The 18,587-nt window shown below is 70.8% G+C and carries 14 protein-coding genes; 6 read left to right on the top strand and 8 right to left on the bottom strand.

The features are described 5' to 3' along the window. Positions 1 to 22: 22 nt before the first annotated feature. On the bottom strand, positions 23 to 1,756 hold the full coding sequence (locus ACIBHY_RS17780; RefSeq protein ID WP_397242193.1) for an ABC transporter ATP-binding protein: 1,734 nt from the start codon (positions 1,754 to 1,756) through the stop codon (positions 23 to 25). A 79-nt stretch (positions 1,757 to 1,835) separates the two neighbouring features. On the opposite strand from ACIBHY_RS17780, the gene ACIBHY_RS17775 reads away from it, so the two are divergent. Beyond that, entirely contained in the window at positions 1,836 to 2,252 is a 417-nt protein-coding gene (locus ACIBHY_RS17775) for a MarR family winged helix-turn-helix transcriptional regulator (protein ID WP_397242195.1), read from the top strand. A gap of 435 nt (positions 2,253 to 2,687) precedes the next feature. Here ACIBHY_RS17775 and ACIBHY_RS17770 read toward each other — a convergent pair whose 3' ends face one another. From ACIBHY_RS17770 to ACIBHY_RS17760, 3 genes are all read right to left on the bottom strand, one after another. Continuing rightward, the gene (locus tag ACIBHY_RS17770) at positions 2,688 to 3,866 is read right to left on the bottom strand and encodes a Cmx/CmrA family chloramphenicol efflux MFS transporter (protein WP_397307212.1); all 1,179 of its coding nucleotides are present in this window, start codon (positions 3,864 to 3,866) and stop codon (positions 2,688 to 2,690) included. A gap of 374 nt (positions 3,867 to 4,240) precedes the next feature. Next, the gene (locus tag ACIBHY_RS17765; RefSeq protein ID WP_397307211.1) at positions 4,241 to 5,182 is read right to left on the bottom strand and encodes a hypothetical protein; all 942 of its coding nucleotides are present in this window, start codon (positions 5,180 to 5,182) and stop codon (positions 4,241 to 4,243) included. A gap of 121 nt (positions 5,183 to 5,303) precedes the next feature. Further along, positions 5,304 to 6,446: a PucR family transcriptional regulator gene (locus ACIBHY_RS17760; RefSeq protein ID WP_397242201.1), complete on the bottom strand. Its 1,143-nt coding sequence runs from the start codon at positions 6,444 to 6,446 to the stop codon at positions 5,304 to 5,306. Between the two features lie 100 nt (positions 6,447 to 6,546). Here ACIBHY_RS17760 and ACIBHY_RS17755 point away from each other — a divergent pair, with 100 nt between their 5' ends. Continuing rightward, complete coding sequence (locus ACIBHY_RS17755; RefSeq protein ID WP_397242203.1) at positions 6,547 to 8,655, top strand: M6 family metalloprotease domain-containing protein; 2,109 nt, start codon at positions 6,547 to 6,549, stop codon at positions 8,653 to 8,655. Between the two features lie 107 nt (positions 8,656 to 8,762). Then, positions 8,763 to 11,273 (top strand): ATP-binding protein, encoded by a 2,511-nt coding sequence (locus ACIBHY_RS17750; protein WP_397307210.1) that lies wholly within the window; start codon positions 8,763 to 8,765, stop codon positions 11,271 to 11,273. Here ACIBHY_RS17750 and ACIBHY_RS17745 read toward each other — a convergent pair. Continuing rightward, positions 11,254 to 12,126: a hypothetical protein gene (locus ACIBHY_RS17745; RefSeq protein WP_397242207.1), complete on the bottom strand. Its 873-nt coding sequence runs from the start codon at positions 12,124 to 12,126 to the stop codon at positions 11,254 to 11,256. The genes ACIBHY_RS17750 and ACIBHY_RS17745 overlap by 20 nt on opposite strands. Positions 12,127 to 12,178: 52 nt before the next feature. Here ACIBHY_RS17745 and ACIBHY_RS17740 point away from each other — a divergent pair, with 52 nt between their 5' ends. Then, positions 12,179 to 12,958 carry a tyrosine-protein phosphatase gene (locus ACIBHY_RS17740; RefSeq protein ID WP_397307209.1) on the top strand — a complete coding sequence of 260 codons (780 nt, stop codon included), beginning with the start codon at positions 12,179 to 12,181 and terminating at the stop codon, positions 12,956 to 12,958. A gap of 2 nt (positions 12,959 to 12,960) precedes the next feature. Here the strand turns inward: ACIBHY_RS17740 and ACIBHY_RS17735 are convergent, their stop codons facing one another. Then, positions 12,961 to 14,001: a Gfo/Idh/MocA family oxidoreductase gene (locus ACIBHY_RS17735; protein WP_397307208.1), complete on the bottom strand. Its 1,041-nt coding sequence runs from the start codon at positions 13,999 to 14,001 to the stop codon at positions 12,961 to 12,963. Between the two features lie 13 nt (positions 14,002 to 14,014). Then, on the bottom strand, positions 14,015 to 14,917 hold the full coding sequence (locus ACIBHY_RS17730; RefSeq protein ID WP_397307207.1) for a proteasome assembly chaperone family protein: 903 nt from the start codon (positions 14,915 to 14,917) through the stop codon (positions 14,015 to 14,017). Positions 14,918 to 15,012: 95 nt separating this feature from the next. On the opposite strand from ACIBHY_RS17730, the gene ACIBHY_RS17725 reads away from it, so the two are divergent. Further along, entirely contained in the window at positions 15,013 to 15,384 is a 372-nt protein-coding gene (locus ACIBHY_RS17725; protein ID WP_397307206.1) for an ankyrin repeat domain-containing protein, read from the top strand. A 226-nt stretch (positions 15,385 to 15,610) separates the two neighbouring features. After that, the gene (locus ACIBHY_RS17720; protein WP_397307205.1) at positions 15,611 to 16,462 is read left to right on the top strand and encodes a hypothetical protein; all 852 of its coding nucleotides are present in this window, start codon (positions 15,611 to 15,613) and stop codon (positions 16,460 to 16,462) included. Between the two features lies 1 nt (position 16,463). Here ACIBHY_RS17720 and ACIBHY_RS17715 read toward each other — a convergent pair whose 3' ends face one another. Then, positions 16,464 to 18,506 (bottom strand): ATP-binding protein, encoded by a 2,043-nt coding sequence (locus ACIBHY_RS17715; RefSeq protein ID WP_397242219.1) that lies wholly within the window; start codon positions 18,504 to 18,506, stop codon positions 16,464 to 16,466. Positions 18,507 to 18,587: the final 81 nt, after the last annotated feature.

Below are 18,587 nucleotides of genomic sequence, written 5' to 3'. Positions count from 1 at the left end.
AGGAGCTCCAGCTCATGGGCGGTCAGATGAGGGTGAGCGGGAGATCCCGGGCGACCAGGGCCGCGTAGTGGCCGTCGGCGGCGAGCAGTTCGTCGTGGGTGCCGAGTTCGGCGACGCGGCCGTGGTCGAGGACGGCGATCTGGTCGGCGTGGCGGACCGTGGAGAGGCGATGGGCGATGGTGATCGTGGTACGGCCCTCGGCCAGCGTGTCCAGGGCCTCCTGGACGGCGCGCTCGGTCTGGGTGTCGAGGGCGCTCGTGGCCTCGTCGAGGATGAGGACGGGCGGGTTGCGCAGCAGCGTGCGGGCGATGGCCAGGCGCTGCTTCTCGCCGCCGGAGAAGCGGTAGCCGCGCTCGCCGACGACCGTGTCGTACCCCTCGGGCAGGCCGGAGATGTGGTCGTGGATGCGGGCCGCGCGGGCGGCGGCGACCAGTTCCTCGTCCGTCGCGTCCGGCTTGGCGAAGCGCAGGTTGTCGGCGATGGAGGAGTGGAACAGGTAGGTCTCCTGGGACACCACGCCGACGGTGGCGGCCAGCGACTCGAAGGAGAGTTCGCGCACGTCCACGCCGTCGATGGTGACGCGGCCCGAGCTCACGTCGTACAGGCGCGGCAGCAGGTAGCTCAGCGTCGTCTTGCCCGAGCCGGTCTCGCCGACGACGGCCAGGCTGCCGCCCGCGGGGATGGTCAGGTCGATGCCGGTCAGGGTGGGGGCGTCGCCGTACGAGAAGGAGACGTGCTCGAGACGCACGTCGCCGCGCGGACGCTCCAGCGCGCGGGTGCCGGGGGTGATGTCGACAGGCAGGTCCAGGTACTCGAAGATGCGGCCGAACAGCGCGAGGGAGCTCTGCACCTCCACGCCCGTGCGCATCAGCGAGAGGGCGGGGCGGAACAGTCCCGCCTGAAGCGTGGTGAACGCCACGACGGTGCCGATGGAGACGGCTGACGTCATTCCGGACACCCAGTAGATGACCGCGGGCATCGCGGCCATGACGATCTGGATCGTGGACTGCCGCCAGCGCCCGGCCATGCTCGACTGCACGCCGAGGTCGGCCAGCTCGTCGGAGGCGCGGGTGAAGCGGCCGGTGAGCTCGGGCGACTGGCCCATGGTGCGGCCGAGCAGGATGCCGCTCACCGACAGCGACTCCTGCACCATCGACGACATCGTGGCGAGCTTGCGCTGGCGCTGGGCGGTGATGCGCTTGCGCTCCTCGCCGACCTTGCGGCTGATCCACACGAACAGCGGCAGCAGGACGAGCGAGGCGGCCGTCAGCCGCCAGTCGAGCACGAGCATCGCGACGAAGCTGGCCACGACGGTGGTGAGGTTGGAGACGATCGAGGTCGCGGTGCTGGTGACGACCGCCTGCATGCCGCCGATGTCGTTGGCCAGCCGCGACTGCACCTCGCCGGTGCGGGTGCGGGTGAAGAAGGCCAGCGACATGCGCTGCAGGTGGGAGTAGACGGTGGTGCGCAGATCGTGCATGACGCGCTGGCCGACGCGGGTGGAGATGAGCGTCTGCACCACGTCGAACATGCTCGTCGCGACCGCCACGGCCAGCATGCCCAGGACGAGCAGGGACAGCAGCCCGACCGCGCGCGAGGGGATCGCCACGTCGAGAACCTCGCGCAGCAGGAACGGCGAGGCCAGCGACACCAGCGAGGAAAGGAAGATGAGGCCGAGCACGACACCCAGCTGGCCCCGGTAGGGGCGGAAGAGTCGGATGATGCGCCGCAGGGGCGCGCGGGGTTCCTCTGTCATAGGGCTCCTTTTCAGATGTTCACTCAAACGGAGGTTACCTCATATTCATTCCAGCGAACAGTGAGATAAGCTCAGCGGGGTGAAGGACGCCACCGAACTGCTGGAACTCGTGCACCGGATCAGCCACCGCTTCCGCCGCGGCTACCGGACCGGCCTGGAGCCGCTCGGCCTGAGTCCCAGTCAGGCGCGCGCCCTGAAGGTCCTCATGGAGGCCGGGCAGCCGCTGAGGATGGTGCAACTCGCCGAGGCGCTGCGCATCGCGCCCCGCTCGGTCACGCCGGTCGTCGACGCGCTGGAGGAGGCCGGGCTGCTACGCCGCGAGGTCGACCCGGCCAACCGCCGCTCGACCCTGGTCGTCCTCACCGAGGAGGGCCGCGGGGCCTTCGTACGTGTGCAACTGGTGCGCTCCGAGGTCGCCGCCGACCTCTTCGCCCCCCTGTCAGCCGACCAACGAGAAACCCTCCGCGACCTGCTCACCCTCGTAGACGAACCCTAGCCACCCAACCCCACACCGCCACCCGCAACACCACCACCGGCAACACCACCGCCTGTAGTGCCACCGCCTGTAGTGCCGCGGACGTCAGTGCTGCCCGCAACACCATGGACGGCAGTGGCGCCGTTGGCAACGCCGCAGTCCGTGACGCCGTGGACGTCAGTGCTGCCGCCGACAAAGCGGGAGCCCGCAAGGTCGCCGCCGCTGTGGGTGCCTCGACGGCGTTGCCGTCGCGGTGCTTCTGAGCGGGTCACGTGCGCTGCGCATGGTGGGGACGCCGGGCATCTGGGTGGGTGGGGTCCATGCCGCCGTCCACGTCAGCCCGCGTGACGGCGGTGGGGTTAGCCCGGGTCGTGGTGGTGCCGGTAGCCCAGGTGGTGGTGTGGGGGAGGTGCGGGTTGCCCGGGTGGTGGTGTGGGTTGGCTTGGGTGGTGTGGGTTAGTTGGCTTTGCGGTGGTCCAGGAGGATTAGCGGGACCGTGGCTACGGCTAGGGCGGCGCCGATCCATACGACCGAGGTGAGTCCCGCTCCCGCGTTGAGTGCGACTCCGGCCAGTGCGGGGACCAGGCTGATGCCTAGCTGGAAGGCGGAGACCGTGGTGGCTCCGGCCAGTGTGGGGGCCTTGGCGGCCAGGGTGAACACGCGGCCGTAGATGGCGGGGTTCAGGATGAATCCGGCGATCCCGAGTACGAGGACGAGCGCCACCACGGCCACCACGTTGCGGGACAGGAGCGCGAGCAGGGCGGAGGCGGCGGCGATCCCCACCGCTCCGGCCAGCAAGGCCCGCGTGGGCTTGCGGTCGGCGATTCTGCCGCCCATCGACAGTCCGGCGAACGCGCCCACGCCGAACAGGGTGAGGATCGCCGGGACCCACACGGCCGGTACGCCGGTGATGCCGGTCAGGAACGCCGCCAGGTAGTTGAACGAGATCATGTAGGCGGCGGTGCTCAGCAGTGTGATGGCGAAGATCACCCACAGCTGGGGGCGGCGCATCGTGCGTAGTTCCGCCCGCACACTGGGTACGCCGCTCGCGCTCGTCGCCGGCAACGCCACCATGGTCAGGACCGCGGCCGCGATGGTCAGGGCGGCTACGGCCCAGAAGCCGCCCCGCCAACCGGTGAAGTAGCTGAGCAGCGCGCCCGCCGGGCCGCCGGCGATCATCGCGATGCTGAGCCCGCTGACCACGACGCCGGACGCGCGGGCGGTGCGGTCGGGCGTGACCAGGCTGATCGCCGTCACCGCCGCGACCGCCCAGTACCCGGCGTAGGCCAGCCCGCAGATGAAACGCGTCACCACGATCACCGCGTAGTCGTCGGTGACCAGCCCGATCGCCAGGCAGACGGCGAAGACCGCTTGGGTGGCCACCAGCGTGGTCCGGCGCGGCCAGCGCAGGGTCAGGATGGCCAGCGGCGGCCCGCCCACCACGACCCCGGCGGCGAACGCCGAGATCAGCCCGCCTGCCGCCGACAGCGAGATGCCGAGGTCGGCGGCGATCGCCGGCAGAACTCCCGCGAGCAGGAACTCCGCGCTGCCCATCGCGAACAGGCTGAGCGCCAGCAGGTACACCCCGAGCGGCAACCGTCCCCGGACGGGCGGCGCCTGGGTCTCGACGCTCATCGCGCGGGCCGTTCAACGGAAGCAGCGAGCGAGACAGGCGTGGTGAACGCGGATCGTTCGACGCAGGAAGTGAACGCGCGAGGGGGAGTGAACGCGCGAGGGGGAGTGAACGCGGGGTGCTCGACGGAGGGGGGGAACGCGGCAGACGCAGCGGGCTCGGGGCGTTCGGGAGGGGTGGTGGATGCGGGTCGTCCGGGAGGGGACGTGAATGTGGGCATGCGAAAGTTCTCCTTCGGGGTGGGAGGCGCCGGCCCGCGAAGAAGGCGGGCCGGGGATCGGCGTGGGATGGCCCGGTGGCGATCACCTCTGGCCCGATGGTGCGGCTCTCACCAGCCGCATGGCAACTTTCGTTGCTGTTTCCGGGACAGCCCCGCTCAGGCCGCGATGACGGTGGCCAGGCAGGGCGGGCCGGAAAGGAGGGCGGAGTACGGGTAGCGGCCGCGGGCGTCGAAGACGGCGAAGTCGGCGCGGGCGCCCGGGGCGAGGATGCCCAGGCGGCCGGGGCCCGTGTGCATGCCCATCGCCCGCGCGCCGCCCAGCGTGGCGGCCTCGACCAGGCGCTGGTCCAGGCCGGGCGGGCGCTGGCCGCGGCCGCGGACGTAGTCGCGGATGGCGCGGGCCTGGTCGAGCGGGGAGCCTTCGCCGCGGGTGCCCAGGGCGAGCAGGTTGCCCTCGTCGAGCAGGGCGAGTGCGTCCTCGGGGCGTTCGCGCAGCAGCGACGGGCAGACGGCGGCCACGCTTCTGCGCAGGCGCAGCAGTTTGCGTTCGCCGGGGTCGAGCGGTCCGGCGCAGGCGACGTGGCAGTGCGGGCCCAGGATGCCGGACTCGTCCAGCACGGCGGCGCTGTGGCGGTCGAGGTCGACGAGGACCCGCAGGCCGAAGGTCCTGGCGAGCACCGCGAGGTCCTCCAGGACCAGCGGGTCGCCGGTGTGCGCGGCCATCCCGACCGTGAAGGCCACCTCGCGGATCGCGGTGATGAGCGCGTCGCGGCCGGTGTCCTCCCAGGTCTCCTCCGACTCCGTCTTCACCGCGAGGTAGGTGACGCCGCGCAGCGCGGGTACGGCGGCCGGGTCGGCCAGGCCGGTGACGACGGTGGCGCGGGCGGTGACGCCGGGAGGCGGGGGGACGGCGGGGGAGCAGGCGTCCACGAGGCCGGGTGTGATCATGCCCTTCCAGCGGACCTCTTCGACGGCGGGGTGGGCGGCGAGCACCGACGTCCTCGGCCCCACCTGGAGCACCCGGTCGCGACGGACCGCGACGGCGCCGTCGCGGATCGGTTCCGCGCAGATGGGCAGCACCAGAGGTGCGGAATGCACGACCACAGGCGCGGGCGCGCGGCTGCGAAGGACTCTTGCGGCACGCGCTCCTGCCGGCATCAACTCTCCCGTCGGATCTTCTCCTTTTGGCATTAAACGGCAGCTTGGGCTGCGTATGCAATTAGACACGGGGGCGATATCTGCCAGATAGTCGGGCCAGTTTTAGGCCAAGATGCAGGGCGAGTCGTTCGCCGCCGTCCTTGAGGTCGGTTTGGGCGAGTTCCTCGACGCGCTGGAGCCGGTAGTACAGGGAGGTCCGGTGCAGCCGCAGGACGCGCGAGGTGGCCACGGCGCTGCCGGCCAGGTCCAGATAGGTCTCCAGCGTCTCCAGCAGCGGCAGGTGCTGGGGGTCGGCCAGCAGGTGTTCGAGGCCGGGGTGGAGCTCGTGGTCGGGTAAGCCGGTCAGCAGCCGGTAGACGCCCAGCCGCGCCCACTCGGCCGAGGGGCCCAGGCCGGGGACGCGGGCGGCGGTCTCGGCCGCGTGCAGGGCCTCGGTGTAGGAGCCCGCCGCGTCGGCGAGCGCGGGCCGCGTACGCCCGACCCCCACCACCACGGGTACGGCCAGCGCCGCGTGCACGTCCTCGGCCGGGACCGCGGGCCCGGCCACGAGCAGCACGCCGTGGTCGTAGCGGACCAGGTGCAGCGGATGGTGCCCGGACAGCCGGCGGCGCAGGGTCAGCAGCCCCTGCTCCAGCGCCATCCGCAGCGGTTCGTCGGGTTCGGCGGCCATGGGCCTGGCCACCAGCGCGGTCACCGGCTGTCCCTGCGGGAAGGCGCCCGCCTCGATGAGCTGGCGGGCCGCGTCGCGCTCGCCGAGCAGGACGCCGGTGACCGCCTCCAGCTCGCGGTGCGAGGCGAGCCCGGAGGCCAGGCTCTCGTGGAACAACGCCAGGGCCAGCAGGGGAGCCGAGGAGGCGGCCAGGGCGATGTCCGCCTCGGTCATCTCGGGCTCGGCGTCGATGAACCAGAGGAAGCCGAGCAGGGCGCTGCCGTGCCGTACCGGGACGCAGACGCGCGGCAGCAGGCCGAGCGGGGGCGCGCCCGGGGTGCGCAGCGGGGCGGCCGCGTCGTGGATGCCGGCGGCGCGCAGCCAGGAGCGGACCTCGGGGGTGGTGTGCCGGCGCAGGATGGAATCGCGGCGGATGTCGTCCATCGCGCCGCTCTGCTCGCTGTAGGCGACCACCCGCTGCAGGCGGTCCTCCAGGAGGAGGGGCCGGTCGAGGCGGGCGGCGAGGTCGTCCACGATGCGTTGAAGATCAGCCACCGGTCACCAGGCGATTTCGACATTTGTCGGATAGGAAGTGATGGCTCTTCCCTACAACTGATCGGTGATCTCCGTCAATAACGTATATACCGTCCAATCCGTGAATCTCCCGAAGAAGCTGCTTAAAGGCCTTTTAGCGGGCATCGTGCTCGTCCCGCTGGTCTGGACGGCCACCCCCGCTTCCGCAGCACCTCCCACCGACCCCGAGCACCCCTGGCGCCAGGACCACTGGCCGCAGACCCAGCCCTGGCAGCGCGACGAGCCGGAAGGGGCGCAGGCGCTCCGCTCGCGTCCCGGCGACGGCCCGCTCAAGCCGATCGACCCGCAGAACTGGGAGAACCCGGACCACATGACGTGGGCCGACTACAAGAAGCCTCCCGGCACCAAGTGGAACGACCCGAACGTCAAGGGCTCCAAGCGCACGTTCAAGGGCGCGCTGGTGCTGCTGGACTACCCCAACCAGCCGTTCGTGGTGACCCAGCCCAAGGGCTCGACGGTCTACAAGAACCCCAGCGCCGAGGCGCACGACGTGCCGCGCGGCCAGGTCGCCAAGTTCTACCAGGACTTCCTCAACACCCCGAACGCCCTCAACAAGGGGCACACCATCCACGAGTACTGGATGGAGGACTCCGGTGGCCGCATCGGGGTCGAGCTGACCGGTTTCGGCCCGTACACGCTGACCGGCAAGGACCACGAGTACGCCATGGAGTTCCAGGGCGGCACCGGCTGCCCGGCGGGCGACAGCTGCAACAAGAACCTGCGCACCGAGGGCAACGCGCTCTGGATCGGCGACATCGGGCCGGAGGAGGCCGCGAAGTTCGACTTCATCTTCTACCTGAGCGCCGGCCAGGACGAATCGGCCACCTGGCAAGAGTTCGGAATGATGAAATTTCCGACCAAGGAGGATGTGACCGAGGAGTTCGGGCCTGACGACCCCAGCCTCCCCAACTGGGTCAGGACCCGCTACGTCGAGTGGACCTCCTGGCAGGCCGGCTCCAACTTCTGGCCCAACGCCCGCTTCGGCGTCGACTCCGTCCAGGCCGAAAGCTCCGGCATGGCCGTCTACGCCCACGAGCTGAGCCACATCTTCGGCATCGCCGACAACTACAACAACCCGTACGGCGTGCCGCCCAGAAGGGCGTACACCGGCATCTGGGAGATGCTCAGCCGGGGCAGCTTCAACGGACCCGGCGGCCCGCACAGCCGCTGGCTGATCCCGCCGACCTCCGGCGCGTCCATGGGCGCCCAGCACATGCTCCGCAACAAGATCAAGCTGGAGATGGTCGACGAGGCCAACGTGCTGCGCCTGTCGCGCGAGGCGCTCGACGACTCCGGCCTGGTCACCGCGAAGATCACCGCCCGTACGGTCCAGCCGGGCCCGGCCGGCCTGTCGGGCGTCAACCTGCAGTTCGACACCGGCGACAAGTCGCCCGCCTGCGACCCCGCCCAGAACCCGCTGTGCGACGGCGGCGGCTACGAGAACTACACCGTCGAGGTCGTCGACAGGATGGGCACCGACTCCTTCACCCCCGACTCCGGCGTGCTCCTGGCCAAGACCAAGAACGAGGACCGCGCGCCGTTCGAGTGGGTGGTGGACGCCAACCCGCAGGACATCGGCATGACCGACTACGTCCTGCCCGACGGCACCAAGGTCCCGATCACGATCGGCGACTACCGGCAGCTGTCCGACGCCCTCTTCCACGCCGGAACCGACTCCGGCAGCGAGTACGAGTTCGTCGACCAGGCCAACCGCCTGCACTTCTACGTCACCGACGTCAAGCGCGACCGCAAGGGCGTGCTGTCCTACACGGTCGCCATCCGCTCCCTCGACGGCGCCGGCCCGCAGAAGCGCGGCGTCAAGGTCCTGCCCGCCATCGGCCTGCCCGCCGCCAAGGGCGTGTCCACCTGCAAGTTCCCGCTGTTCAACACCGGCAGGGCCGCCCCGGCCGCCGGGCAGCACCCCGAGGACGTCAGCGCCTACCTCAACGGTGACGTCTACCGCCTGAAGGCCGAGGTCCAGGGCCGCGGCTGGAGCACCCAGCTGCCCAACGCCCTGGCCGCCGTCGACTTCGGCAAGAACGAGCTCGTCACCGTCAACGCCGTGCGCGGCGACGGCGGCAGCCGCCTGGCCAAGGTCAAGCTCACCGCCACCTCGGAGAGCGACCCGGCCAAGACCGTGACCGCCACCTGCCAGGTGATCGGTCTCTGACCCTGTGATGGGGTACGGCCGGCTCCGGCCGTACCCCATCTGCCGGGCCGGGCCTCTGGCGCCAGCCGTACAGAATCAGCTTGAATCAGCCCCGAAGGGGGTGCTTCTTGACTGGCCCGCTGCGGCTGCCCGACGAGCCGATGCCCGAGCCCAAGCCGAGAAGGCGCAGGGTCCCGCTGGCCGCGCCCGTCGCGGCGGGAGTCGCGGCGGCGGCGGCGAGCATCCTGGCGGCCTCTCTTGAATGGGAGATCCCGCCGATAGCCAAGATCGGTGTCACCGCGACCGCCGCGCTTCTGGTGGGCCTGACCACGTGGGCCACCACCGAGGGCGGCGTGCGCCCGCGCCGGCAGCGGCTGATCGCCCCGGACGCCCCCGGACGCGCGCCCGACCAGTGGCCGCCGGTGCCCGAGCACTTCACCGGGCGCGCCGAGTCGCTCAACGAGCTGCGCTCGGTCTTCGCCGGGCGCAGGAAGCCGAGCGAGCTCGCGCCGCCGCTGGTCGCCTCCGTGTACGGCAGGGGCGGCGTCGGCAAGTCGGCGCTGATGGCCAGGTTCGGGCACGAGGTCGCCGGCGGCTTCCCCGACGGCAGGCTCTACGCCGACTTACGCGGCGTGGGCCCCGACGAGGTGCTGATCGGCTTCCTGCGCGCGCTCGGCGTCCGTCTCACCACCGACCCGGGCGGCATGGAGGAGCTGCGCAAGCTCTGGCTCACCTGGACCAAGGGCCGGCGCATCCTCATCGGCCTGGACAACGCCGACGACGGCGAGCAGGTCAAGCCGCTGCTGCCGGCCGACCCGGGCTGCGCCGTCATCGTCACCTCGCGCCACCCGCTGTTCCTGATGAACGCGATCGACTTCCAGTTACCGGTCTTCAGCGAGGCCCAGAGCGTCGAGCTGCTGGCCCGCCTGGCCGGCGGCGCCCGGGTCGTGGACGACCTGGAGTCGGCCAAGAAGATCGTCGGCATCTGCGACCACCTGCCGCTGGCGATCGGCATCTGCGGCGCCCGGCTGGCCACCCGCTCCACCTGGTCCTTACGCGAGCTGGCCGGCCGCCTGGCCGACGAGCGCCGCCGCCTGGACCAGCTGGAGCTCGCGCCGAGGGTGGACAAGAGCGTGCGCGCCTCCGTGCAGCTGAGCTACGAGGACTGCACCGGCATCCAGCGCCGCCTGCTGCGCATGCTCTCCGGCCTGACGGCCCCCGACGTACCCGGCTGGGTGGCCGGCGCGCTGCTGGACACCTCGGAGCTCGACGGCGGCGACCAGCTGGAGGCGCTGATCGACGCCCAGCTCGCCGAGTGCTCCGGCACCGACGCGACCGGTGTGATGCGCTACCGCCTGCACGACCTGGTCCGCCTGTTCGCCGCCGAACTGCCGGAGGAGCGCCGCGGGCCGGCGACGGAGCGGGTGCTGAGCGGCTACCGCCACCGCGCCGAGGCCGCCGCCCAGGACCGCTGGCCGCAGGACTGGAGCAGGGGCGGGCGGCGCTCCAGCGCCGAGGGGCAGTCGCAGGCGGCCGACTGGCTCAACGCCGAGCGGCTCAGCATGATCGCGATGATCCACCACGCCCGCGAGCTGGAGTTGTGGGAGCAGACCTGGGCGCTGGCCAGGGCGTTCTGCTCGCTGTGCCACTCCCTGCGCGCCTACTGGGCCGACTGGCGGGCGGTCGCCGACATCGGCCACGAGGCGGCGCTGCGTACCGGCGACCGGCGGGTGCTCGGCATCGCGCTGCTCGACCGCGCCGCGGTGGCCGGCGGCGGCAGCACCGCCGACGCCGAGACGGCCCTGGAGATCTTCACCGAGCTCGGCGAGGCCTGGTGGTCGGCCCGGTGCCGCCGGACCATCGGCATGATCCTGTACACCGGCGGCAACCTCGACCGCGCCCAGGACTACCTGCTCGAAGCGATCGCCGGCTTCCGCGACGTGGACGACCTCTGGTGGATGGCCCGCACCCAGCGCAACCTGGCCGAGCTCCGCCTCGCCGAGCGCCGCACCGCGGAGGCGCGCGAGCTGCTGGAGGACGCGCTGGAGGTCTTCGAGCGCGAGGGCAACCGCTACTCCGAGGCACAGACACTCCGCGTGTACGGCGAGGCCCTGGCCGCCCAGGCCCGCGGCCTGCGCAGGGAGGGCGAGGCCAAGGCGGCGGCCGAGCACTTCACCAGGGCGGGACTCAGCCTGGACCGGGCCACCGAGATGTTCAAGCAGCGGGGCGAGCTGTGGGAGGTGGCCCGCTGCCTGCGCTCGGCCGGAGAGGTGGGCGACCCGGCCAACGGCCTGGTCGAACTGGACCACGTCCGCGAGTCCGGCGACATCCTGGCCGCGCTCGGCGACTCCTGGGGCGTGGCCCGCAGCGCCCAGTCGGCCGGACGCGTCCTCGGCCGCATGGGCCGGGTCCGCGAGGCCCAGGACGAGCTGCGCCGCGCCTACGCCGCCTTCGAGGAGCTGGGCGAGCGCTGGCGGATGGCCCAATGCCTGCGCTATCTGGGCGAGGCGCACCTGGACGCCGCCGAGCGCGAGGCCGCGGTCGAGCCGCTGGAGCGGGCCAGGGAGATCTACCGCAGCCTCGGCAACGAGGCGGGCACGCGCAGGACGCTCGAACTGCTCAGGCGAGCGGCGTCCTGAGCAGTTCTCCCGCGGTCTGCCTGGCCTCGTCGATGCTCTGCTCGAAGAGCTTGCGCACCTGCGCGGCCTGGGCGGCCAGCTCCCTGATGTGCGCGCGGGCCAGGTCGTCGCGGACCGTGTCGGCGATCAGGGCCTGGTAGTCGGGCGTCCTGGCGGCCAGCGCCTCCAGGCGCAGATGCGCGTGGTAGACCTCGTCGGCCTTGCGTACCTGCAGGGCGTACTCCTCCAGGCGGCGTACCCGCTTCGACAGCGACGTCCAGGCGGCGTCCAGGGCGCTGCTGTAGGGCTTGAACGCGTCCTCCAGCGCCGAGGGCATCAGCTGGGGCACGATCTGGCCGTGCTCGGCGTGCATGGACGAGAGCTTCGCCAGCCGGGTGCCGATCTGCCAGACCTCCTCCGGCAGGGAGACCCGGTTGTTGACCGAGTCGAGCAGCCCGGCCCGTTGCACGTCGGCGGCGAGAATCGTGTCCACGGCGTCCTGCGCCCGGCGCAGCAGCCGCGAGCACGGATAGTCCAGGTCCTGGGGGAGCACGTAGTGGGCGGAGTACTCGTGGGCCAGCCGCAGGCGCCGCCGGGCCGTGTTGTTGGAGATGCCCGTGGCCGCCCAGCGCAGCAGGGCGATCAACCCCATGCCGACGCCGGCCACGATCATCCCCACGGTGCTGGTCAGCACCCAGATCAGCAGCAGGAACCCGGGCAGCACGACGAGCAGGGCCGGGTTGAACGTCCGCTCCATCCGCCGCCCGCGGCGAGCCATGTGGAGCAGGTGCGGGCTGGCCCGGAGCTCGACCGAGATCTCGGCCGGCAGGGAGGGGTCGATGACCAGCCGCGGGGGATGAGCGCGCGGATCCATACGTTCATGTTGCGTTATGAACCGGGAATTCGCTCACATGTAGGTTAATCAGATGAACAGCTGGATTGAGCTACAAGGGGCAGTCAACGCTCGTGACCTGGGCGGGTTGCCGACGCAGGACGGCCGGACCACCCGTTCCGGAAGGATCTACCGCTCCGACAACCTGCAGGGTCTCACGGAGCGTGACGTCTCCTATCTGGTGGGTGAGCTCAAGATCCGGCACGTGGTGGATCTGCGCTCGCACGCCGAGGTCGCGCTTGAGGGTCCCGGCCCGCTGATCCGTGTGGCCGAGGTCACCCACCACAATCTGAGCTTCTTCGCCGAGGGCGGCAAGCACACCGACGTCGAGGCGGACTCCATCGACGCCGACAAGGTGCTGCCCTGGCAGGAGCGCCAGATGGACGAGGAACTGCGTGTCACCGGCTTCTACTTCGGCTACCTGCGCGACCGGCCGGACTCGGTGCTCGGGGCGCTGCGCGCGCTGTCGCTCGACGACGGCGCGGCCGTCGTGCACTGCGCGGCCGGCAAGGACCGCACCGGCGTGGTCGCCGCGCTGGCCCTGGCCGTGGCCGGGGTGACCAGGGAGGCGATCGTGGCCGACTACACCGCCACGGGCGAACGGATGGACCGGGTCCTGGCGCGGCTGCGCGCCAGCTCCACCTACCGCGACGACCTGGACTCGCGCCCGGCCGACGACCACATGCCGCGAGCGCCCTACATCGAGCAGTTCCTCGGGGTGCTCGACGACCGCTTCGGCGGGCCGCTGGAGTGGCTGAGCTCGCACGGCTGGACGCAGGACGACACCGCGGCCCTGCGGGCCCGCCTACTCTAGGTTCAGCCGAGGTGGGTGAGGATGCCCTGGAGGGAGGACAGGCGCGCGGCCTCGATCACCTTCAGGGCCTCGACCGCGCCCGCCGGGTCCACCGGGGCCGGGCCGCCGTCCCTGAGCGCGGACTCCACGCCCCGGTAGAAGGCGAGATAGGCGCCGGGCGCCGTGGGCAGCGGACGGGCCGCGTCGTCGGTGCCGAGCAGGCCCCAGCGATCCTGCGGCTCGTCGCCGAAGCCGGGCTGGTCCGGGGTGGCCCCGGCGCGCAGCCGGTCCTCCTGGACGTCCAGGCCGTACTTGACGTAGGCGCCGGTCGAGCCCAGTACGCGAAAACGCGGGCCCAGCCGTCCGGTCACGGCGCTCATCCACAGGTGCGAGCGCACGCCGCTGTCATGGGTGAGCGCGACGAAGGTGTCGTCGTCGGAGCCCACACCCTCCCGCCTGGCGTCGCTCTCGGCGTAGACCGTGCGGACCGGGCCGAACAGCTGGAGCGCCTGGTCGACCAGGTGACTGCCGAGGTCGTAGAGCAGGCCGCCGATCTCCTGGGCGCCGCCGGACTCGCGCCAGCCGCCCTTGGGACGGGGGCGCCAGCGCTCGAAGCGCGACTCGAACCTGGCCACCCTGCCGAGCCCGCCCTCCTCCAGCAGGGCGCGCAGGGTGAGGAAGTCGCCGTCCCAGCGCCGGTTCTGGAAGACGGTCAGCAGCAGATTCCGCTCCTTGGCCAGCGCGACCAGCCTGGCGGCCTCCTCGGCGGTCGCGGCCAGGGGCTTGTCCACGACGACCGGCAGGCCCGAGGCCAGGGCCTCGGTGGCCAGCGGGACGTGCGTGCGGTTGGGCGAGGCGACCACGACGAGGTCACAGCGGGGGAAGAGCGACTCGGCGTCGGGTACGGCCGCCGCGCCGTACTTACGCTCCACCTCGGCCGCGCGCTCCGGGTCGCGCGTGACCACGGCGGTCAGGCGCAGGCCCGGGGTGGCGTGGACCAGCGGCCCGTGGAAGAACTGCCCGGCGGGGCCGTAGCCGATCAGGCCAACCTGGATGTCGTCCATGGCCCCAGGCTACTTAGAGATCTTCGTCCCGCTCGGCCAGGAAACGCTCGAACTGCGCCGCCAGTTCGTCGCCGGTCGGCATCGACGACGGCTCGGCCAGCAGGCTCTCCTTGTCGGACCCGGCGGCGAAGGCGTCGTACTGCTGCTCCAGGCCCTCGATGGCGGTGGACAGCTCCGCGGAGCCGCGGATCTGCTCCTCGATCTCCACGTTGGTCCGCTCGGCGGCGTCGCGCAGCCCTTCCATCGGGAAGACCAGCCCGGTGCCGCGGGTGACGGCCTCCAAAGCGGTGACGGCCGCGTGGGGGTACTCGGCCTGCGAGAGGTAGTGGGGCACGTGGACCGCGTAGCCCACCGCGTCGTGGCCCTGCCCGCCCAGGCGGAACTCCAGGAGCGCCGCCATGCTGCCGGGCACCTGCACCCGGCCGAAGTTGCTGCTCTGGGGCCCGATGAGCTCGGGACGGCTGGCGTGCATGGTGATGCCGAGCGGCCGGGTGTGGGGCACGGCCATGGGGATGCCGTGCAAGGTCACGATCTTGCTCACCTTGAGCTCGTCGAGCAGCGCGCCCACGGCCTTGGCGAACAGCTCCCACTCGCGGTCCGGCTCGGGGCCGCTGAGCATGAGGAACTGCGTGCCGGTGGCGTCTGCGGTGGAATACACGGCCAGTTCGGGGCTCTCGCAGTCGACCCACTTGTCGGTGTCGAAGGTCATGATGGGCCGGCGGGAGCGGTAGTCGAGGAGGCGGTCCACGTCGAACGTGGCCACGACCCGGTGCTCCAGCTCGGCCAGGAGATGGCCCAGCGCCAGTCGTCCGGCGCCGCCCGCATCGACAAAACCATCGAAGTGGTACAACAGCACCGGATCGGTCAGCTCGGGCGCATCTTCGGCGAGCTCGTAGAGATCCGTCGGGTCGAACACGGTTGGACAGCCTTTCCCTAGGTACTCTCCACAGCAACCTACGGCGAGCCGGAACGATTCCGTGCAGGGCACCCTATCGAGGCAGAATGGGCTTCATGGACGGGGAGCGGGAGCTCGAGGAGTTCGCCACGAGGATGTTCGATCTGGCCAGGGCAGGGGACACCGAGACGCTGCGCGCGTACGTGGAGGCAGGGGTGCCGGCCAATCTGACCAACGGCAAGGGCGACACCCTGCTGATGCTCGCGGCCTATCACGGGCACGCGCCGACCGTGCGGATGCTCGCGGAGCTGGGCGCCGACCCGGGGCGGCCGAACGACCGCGGGCAGACGCCGCTGGCGGGGGCGGTGTTCAAGAAGGAGCCCGAAGTGGTCAAAGTGCTGCTGGAAGCGGGTGCGGATCCCAAAACGGGCAACCCATCGGCTATCGACACAGCCCGCATGTTCGGGGTCGAGGATTGGTTGACATAGCCCCCAAGGGCAGAAAATTCGCTATTAATGCGATATGGCCACCCTCCAAGATCATTGCGATCATGTGGTCATGGCTAGAACCTCTGCGCAAGCCACAACCAACCCATCCCTCCGCATCCCCATCCTGCAGTGCCCGTTCGAAAGCGAGGTGAATCCCTACGTCGTGGAGGCCAGCGAAGACAGCTTCGCCTGGCTCCTCGAGTCAGGCATGCTGAACGAGCCTGACATGCTGGAACGTTACAAGAGCGCCAGGTTCGGATGGCTCACCGCCCGAGCCTACCCCCTGGTCGACCGCGACATGCTCAAGCTCCTCATGGACTGGTGCATCTGGCTGTTCGCCTTCGACGACGGCTTCTGCGAGTCGGAGAACCTCAGCCGCCACACCGCGCTCATCGCCAGGGCCCTCCCGGAGATGTTCCGGGTCCTGCACGACATCGAATCCGACGAACCCGTCACCAACGTGTTCGCCAAGTCGCTGCAGGGGCTCAAGGAACGCATCGCCGAGCACGCCGAGCGCGACCAGCTCGACCGCTGGTCCACGGCCACCAAGGAGTACATCTTCGCCCAGGTCTGGGAGGCCGCCAACCGCGAGTCCAACGTCGTCCCCAGCCCGGAGGACTACGTGTTCATGCGCCGCCGCACCGGTGCCATGTACCCGGTCTACGCCCTGATCGACATCGCGGGCGGCCGGCGGCTCACCCCCGACGAATGGCACCATCCCGACATCAGGGCCCTCACCGAGCACGCCAACGACCTCGTGGTCTGGGACAACGACCTCTTCTCCTACGCCAAGGAGAAGAAGCACGACAAGGCCCGGCACAACCTCGTCAACGTGCTCATCACCCACCGCGGCTACTCCCTGCAGGAGGCGCTCGACGAGGTCGCGACCATGCATGATCGCGCCGTCGCCGAGATGGTGCGCCTGCGCGGGTCGGTCGACACCTGGGGCACCCGCGCCGTCCGCGCGTACGTGCAGGGGCTCGAGCACTGGGTACGCGGCCACATCGAGTACTCGCTGGGCAGCGCGAGGTACGTGCACGCCTGGCCGACGGGCACCGAATGGGCCCAGGCCGTCTGAGTCAGGACGGGGCGTCCAGTTCGCCCAGCGCGAGCGCGGACGCCTCGTCCAGGTCAAGCTTGGCCCCGAACTCCGACGCCTGCTTGTACGCCACCTCGCCCAGCGATTTCTGGCACTCCTTGACCAGCTTGTCGTGGTCGTCGGTGAGCCACGGAGCGCCCAGCATCGGCAGGCCCGCGGTCTTCCAGTTCTGCTGCAGCGCGCCGAGCAGGCGAGCCGACAGCAACGGCTGCTCCAGCGCCGTGTAGATGCGCGCGGTCGTCTCCAGCGCGATCAGCGTGCCCAGCGTGTCGTGGAAGTGCCGCTTGATCCGCAGCCCCTCCTGGGCGTCCTGCAGCGCGTCGTCGGCCCTGCCGGTGGCCAGCCGGGTGAGCGCCAGCGCCCAGTAGGCGTAGGAGCTGACGAACAGCTCGCCGCGCTCCTTGCACACCTGCAGGCAGTCGACCAGCAGCGACTCGGCCTCATACAGTTCGCCCTGCGAGGTGAGCACGATCGACAGCTCGACGATGGCGGGCAGCAGGCCGGGGTTGAGCTCCTTGTTGTCGGTGTTGAACTCGATCGCCACGCCCAGCAGCGCGCTGGCCTTCTGCAGGTCGCCCTGGAGCAGCGCCGCGGTGCCCTGCATCTTGGAGGCCAGGATGACCGCCTTGGAGTCGCCGACCCTGACCGCCTCGGTGCTGCACTGCTCGGCCGCCGACAGGGCGCCGGCGCTGTCGCCCTGGGCGCTGCGCACGTACGACAGCACCCACAGCGCCTTGCAGCGTTCCTTGCTGGGGGTGGGGTTGGCCTGCAGCGCCCGCTCCAGGTAGAGGCGGCCCTCGCGGGTGAAGCCGCAGCAGATCCACATGAACCACAGCGACGACAGCAGCTTCAGCGCCTGTACGGCCTCGCCCGCCGTCTGCAGCGCGTGCTCCAGCGCCACCCGGACGTTGTCATGCTCCTGTCGCATGCGCACGAACCAGTAGATCTGCCGCGGGCCGGACCAGGCGTCCTCGCTGCGCTGGGCCAGGCTCAGGTAGTACTGCAGGTGCTTGTGGCGCATCTGCTGGCTCTCGCCGAGCTTGTCCAGCCACTCCTCGCCGTACTCGGCCAGGGTGTCGATCAGCTTGTAGCGTACGCCCGCGTGGTTGCTGCGAATGAGCAGGATCGACTTCTCCACCAGGCCGGTGACCAGATCGGTGATGGCCTCGGAGGGCAGCCGGTCGTCGGCGCACACGAAGCGGGCGGCATCGAGCTCGAAGTCTCCGGCGAAGACCGACAGGCGCGCCCACAGCAGCCGTTCGGCCGGTTCGCACAGCTCGTGGCTCCAGCCGATGGCCGCGCGCAGCGTCTGGTGGCGGGGCAGCGCGGTACGGCTGGCCCCGGCCAGCAGGCTGAACCGGTCGGCCAGCAGCGCCAGGATCTGGTCCACCGACAGCGCCCGCAGCCGCACTGCGGCCAGCTCGATCGCCAGCGGGATGCCGTCCAGGCGGCGGCACAGCTCGGCCACCGAGCCGATGTTGTGCTCGTCGAGCACGAACTCCGGCATCACGGAACCGGCGCGGTCGGCGAACAACTGCACCGACTCGTTGGTGAACAGGCTCTCGGTCAGGTCCTCGCCCGGCACCTGCAGCGGCGGAACGGGCACCACCCGCTCGTACGGCAGGTGCAGCGACTGCCGGCTGGTGGCCAGGATGCGCAGGCTCGGGTTGGCCGCCAGCAGCTCCTCGACCAGCTCGGCGCAGCCCTGGACCAGATGCTCGCAGGTGTCGATGATGAGCAGCATGTGCCGCCCGCCGACCCACTCCGTCAGCGACTCCGACGCCTCGCGCGAGGACTGGTCGGCGATGCCGAGCGCCGAGGCGATCGTGTGCTTGACCATGCCCGTGTCCTGCAGCCGGGCCAGGTCGGCGAACCAGACGCCGTCCTCGAACTGGGAGCGGACCTGATGGGCCAGGCGCAGCACCGTGCGCGACTTGCCCACGCCGCCGATGCCGGTGACCGTGACCAGGCGTGACTCACCCAGGTGGCGTTTGAGATTGGCGAGCAGGCGGTTCCGGCCCACGAAGCTCGTCAGCTCCGCCGGCAGATTGCCTTCTCGCCGCCAACCTGTAGGGGTGGCCATGGGCAGCCTCACGGGGGGTTA

This window comes from Nonomuraea sp. NPDC050547 (genome assembly GCF_044457345.1).
Taxonomy (GTDB): Bacteria; Actinomycetota; Actinomycetes; order Streptosporangiales; family Streptosporangiaceae; genus Nonomuraea.
Note: the sequence above shows the minus strand (reverse complement) of the source record. Positions and strands in the feature narration are given on the sequence as shown.

Bases quoted from the DNA above. Each gene is read 5' to 3' on its own strand.
- ACIBHY_RS17780 (WP_397242193.1), bottom strand. From the start codon at position 1,756: ATGACAGAGGAACCCCGCGCGCCCCTGCGGCGCATCATCCGACTCTTC.
- ACIBHY_RS17770 (WP_397307212.1), bottom strand. From the start codon at position 3,866: ATGAGCGTCGAGACCCAGGCGCCGCCCGTCCGGGGACGGTTGCCGCTC.
- ACIBHY_RS17745 (WP_397242207.1), bottom strand. From the start codon at position 12,126: ATGGATCCGCGCGCTCATCCCCCGCGGCTGGTCATCGACCCCTCCCTG.
- ACIBHY_RS17740 (WP_397307209.1), top strand. From the start codon at position 12,179: ATGAACAGCTGGATTGAGCTACAAGGGGCAGTCAACGCTCGTGACCTG.
- ACIBHY_RS17735 (WP_397307208.1), bottom strand. From the start codon at position 14,001: ATGGACGACATCCAGGTTGGCCTGATCGGCTACGGCCCCGCCGGGCAG.
- ACIBHY_RS17725 (WP_397307206.1), top strand. From the start codon at position 15,013: ATGGACGGGGAGCGGGAGCTCGAGGAGTTCGCCACGAGGATGTTCGAT.
- ACIBHY_RS17720 (WP_397307205.1), top strand. From the start codon at position 15,611: ATGCTGGAACGTTACAAGAGCGCCAGGTTCGGATGGCTCACCGCCCGA.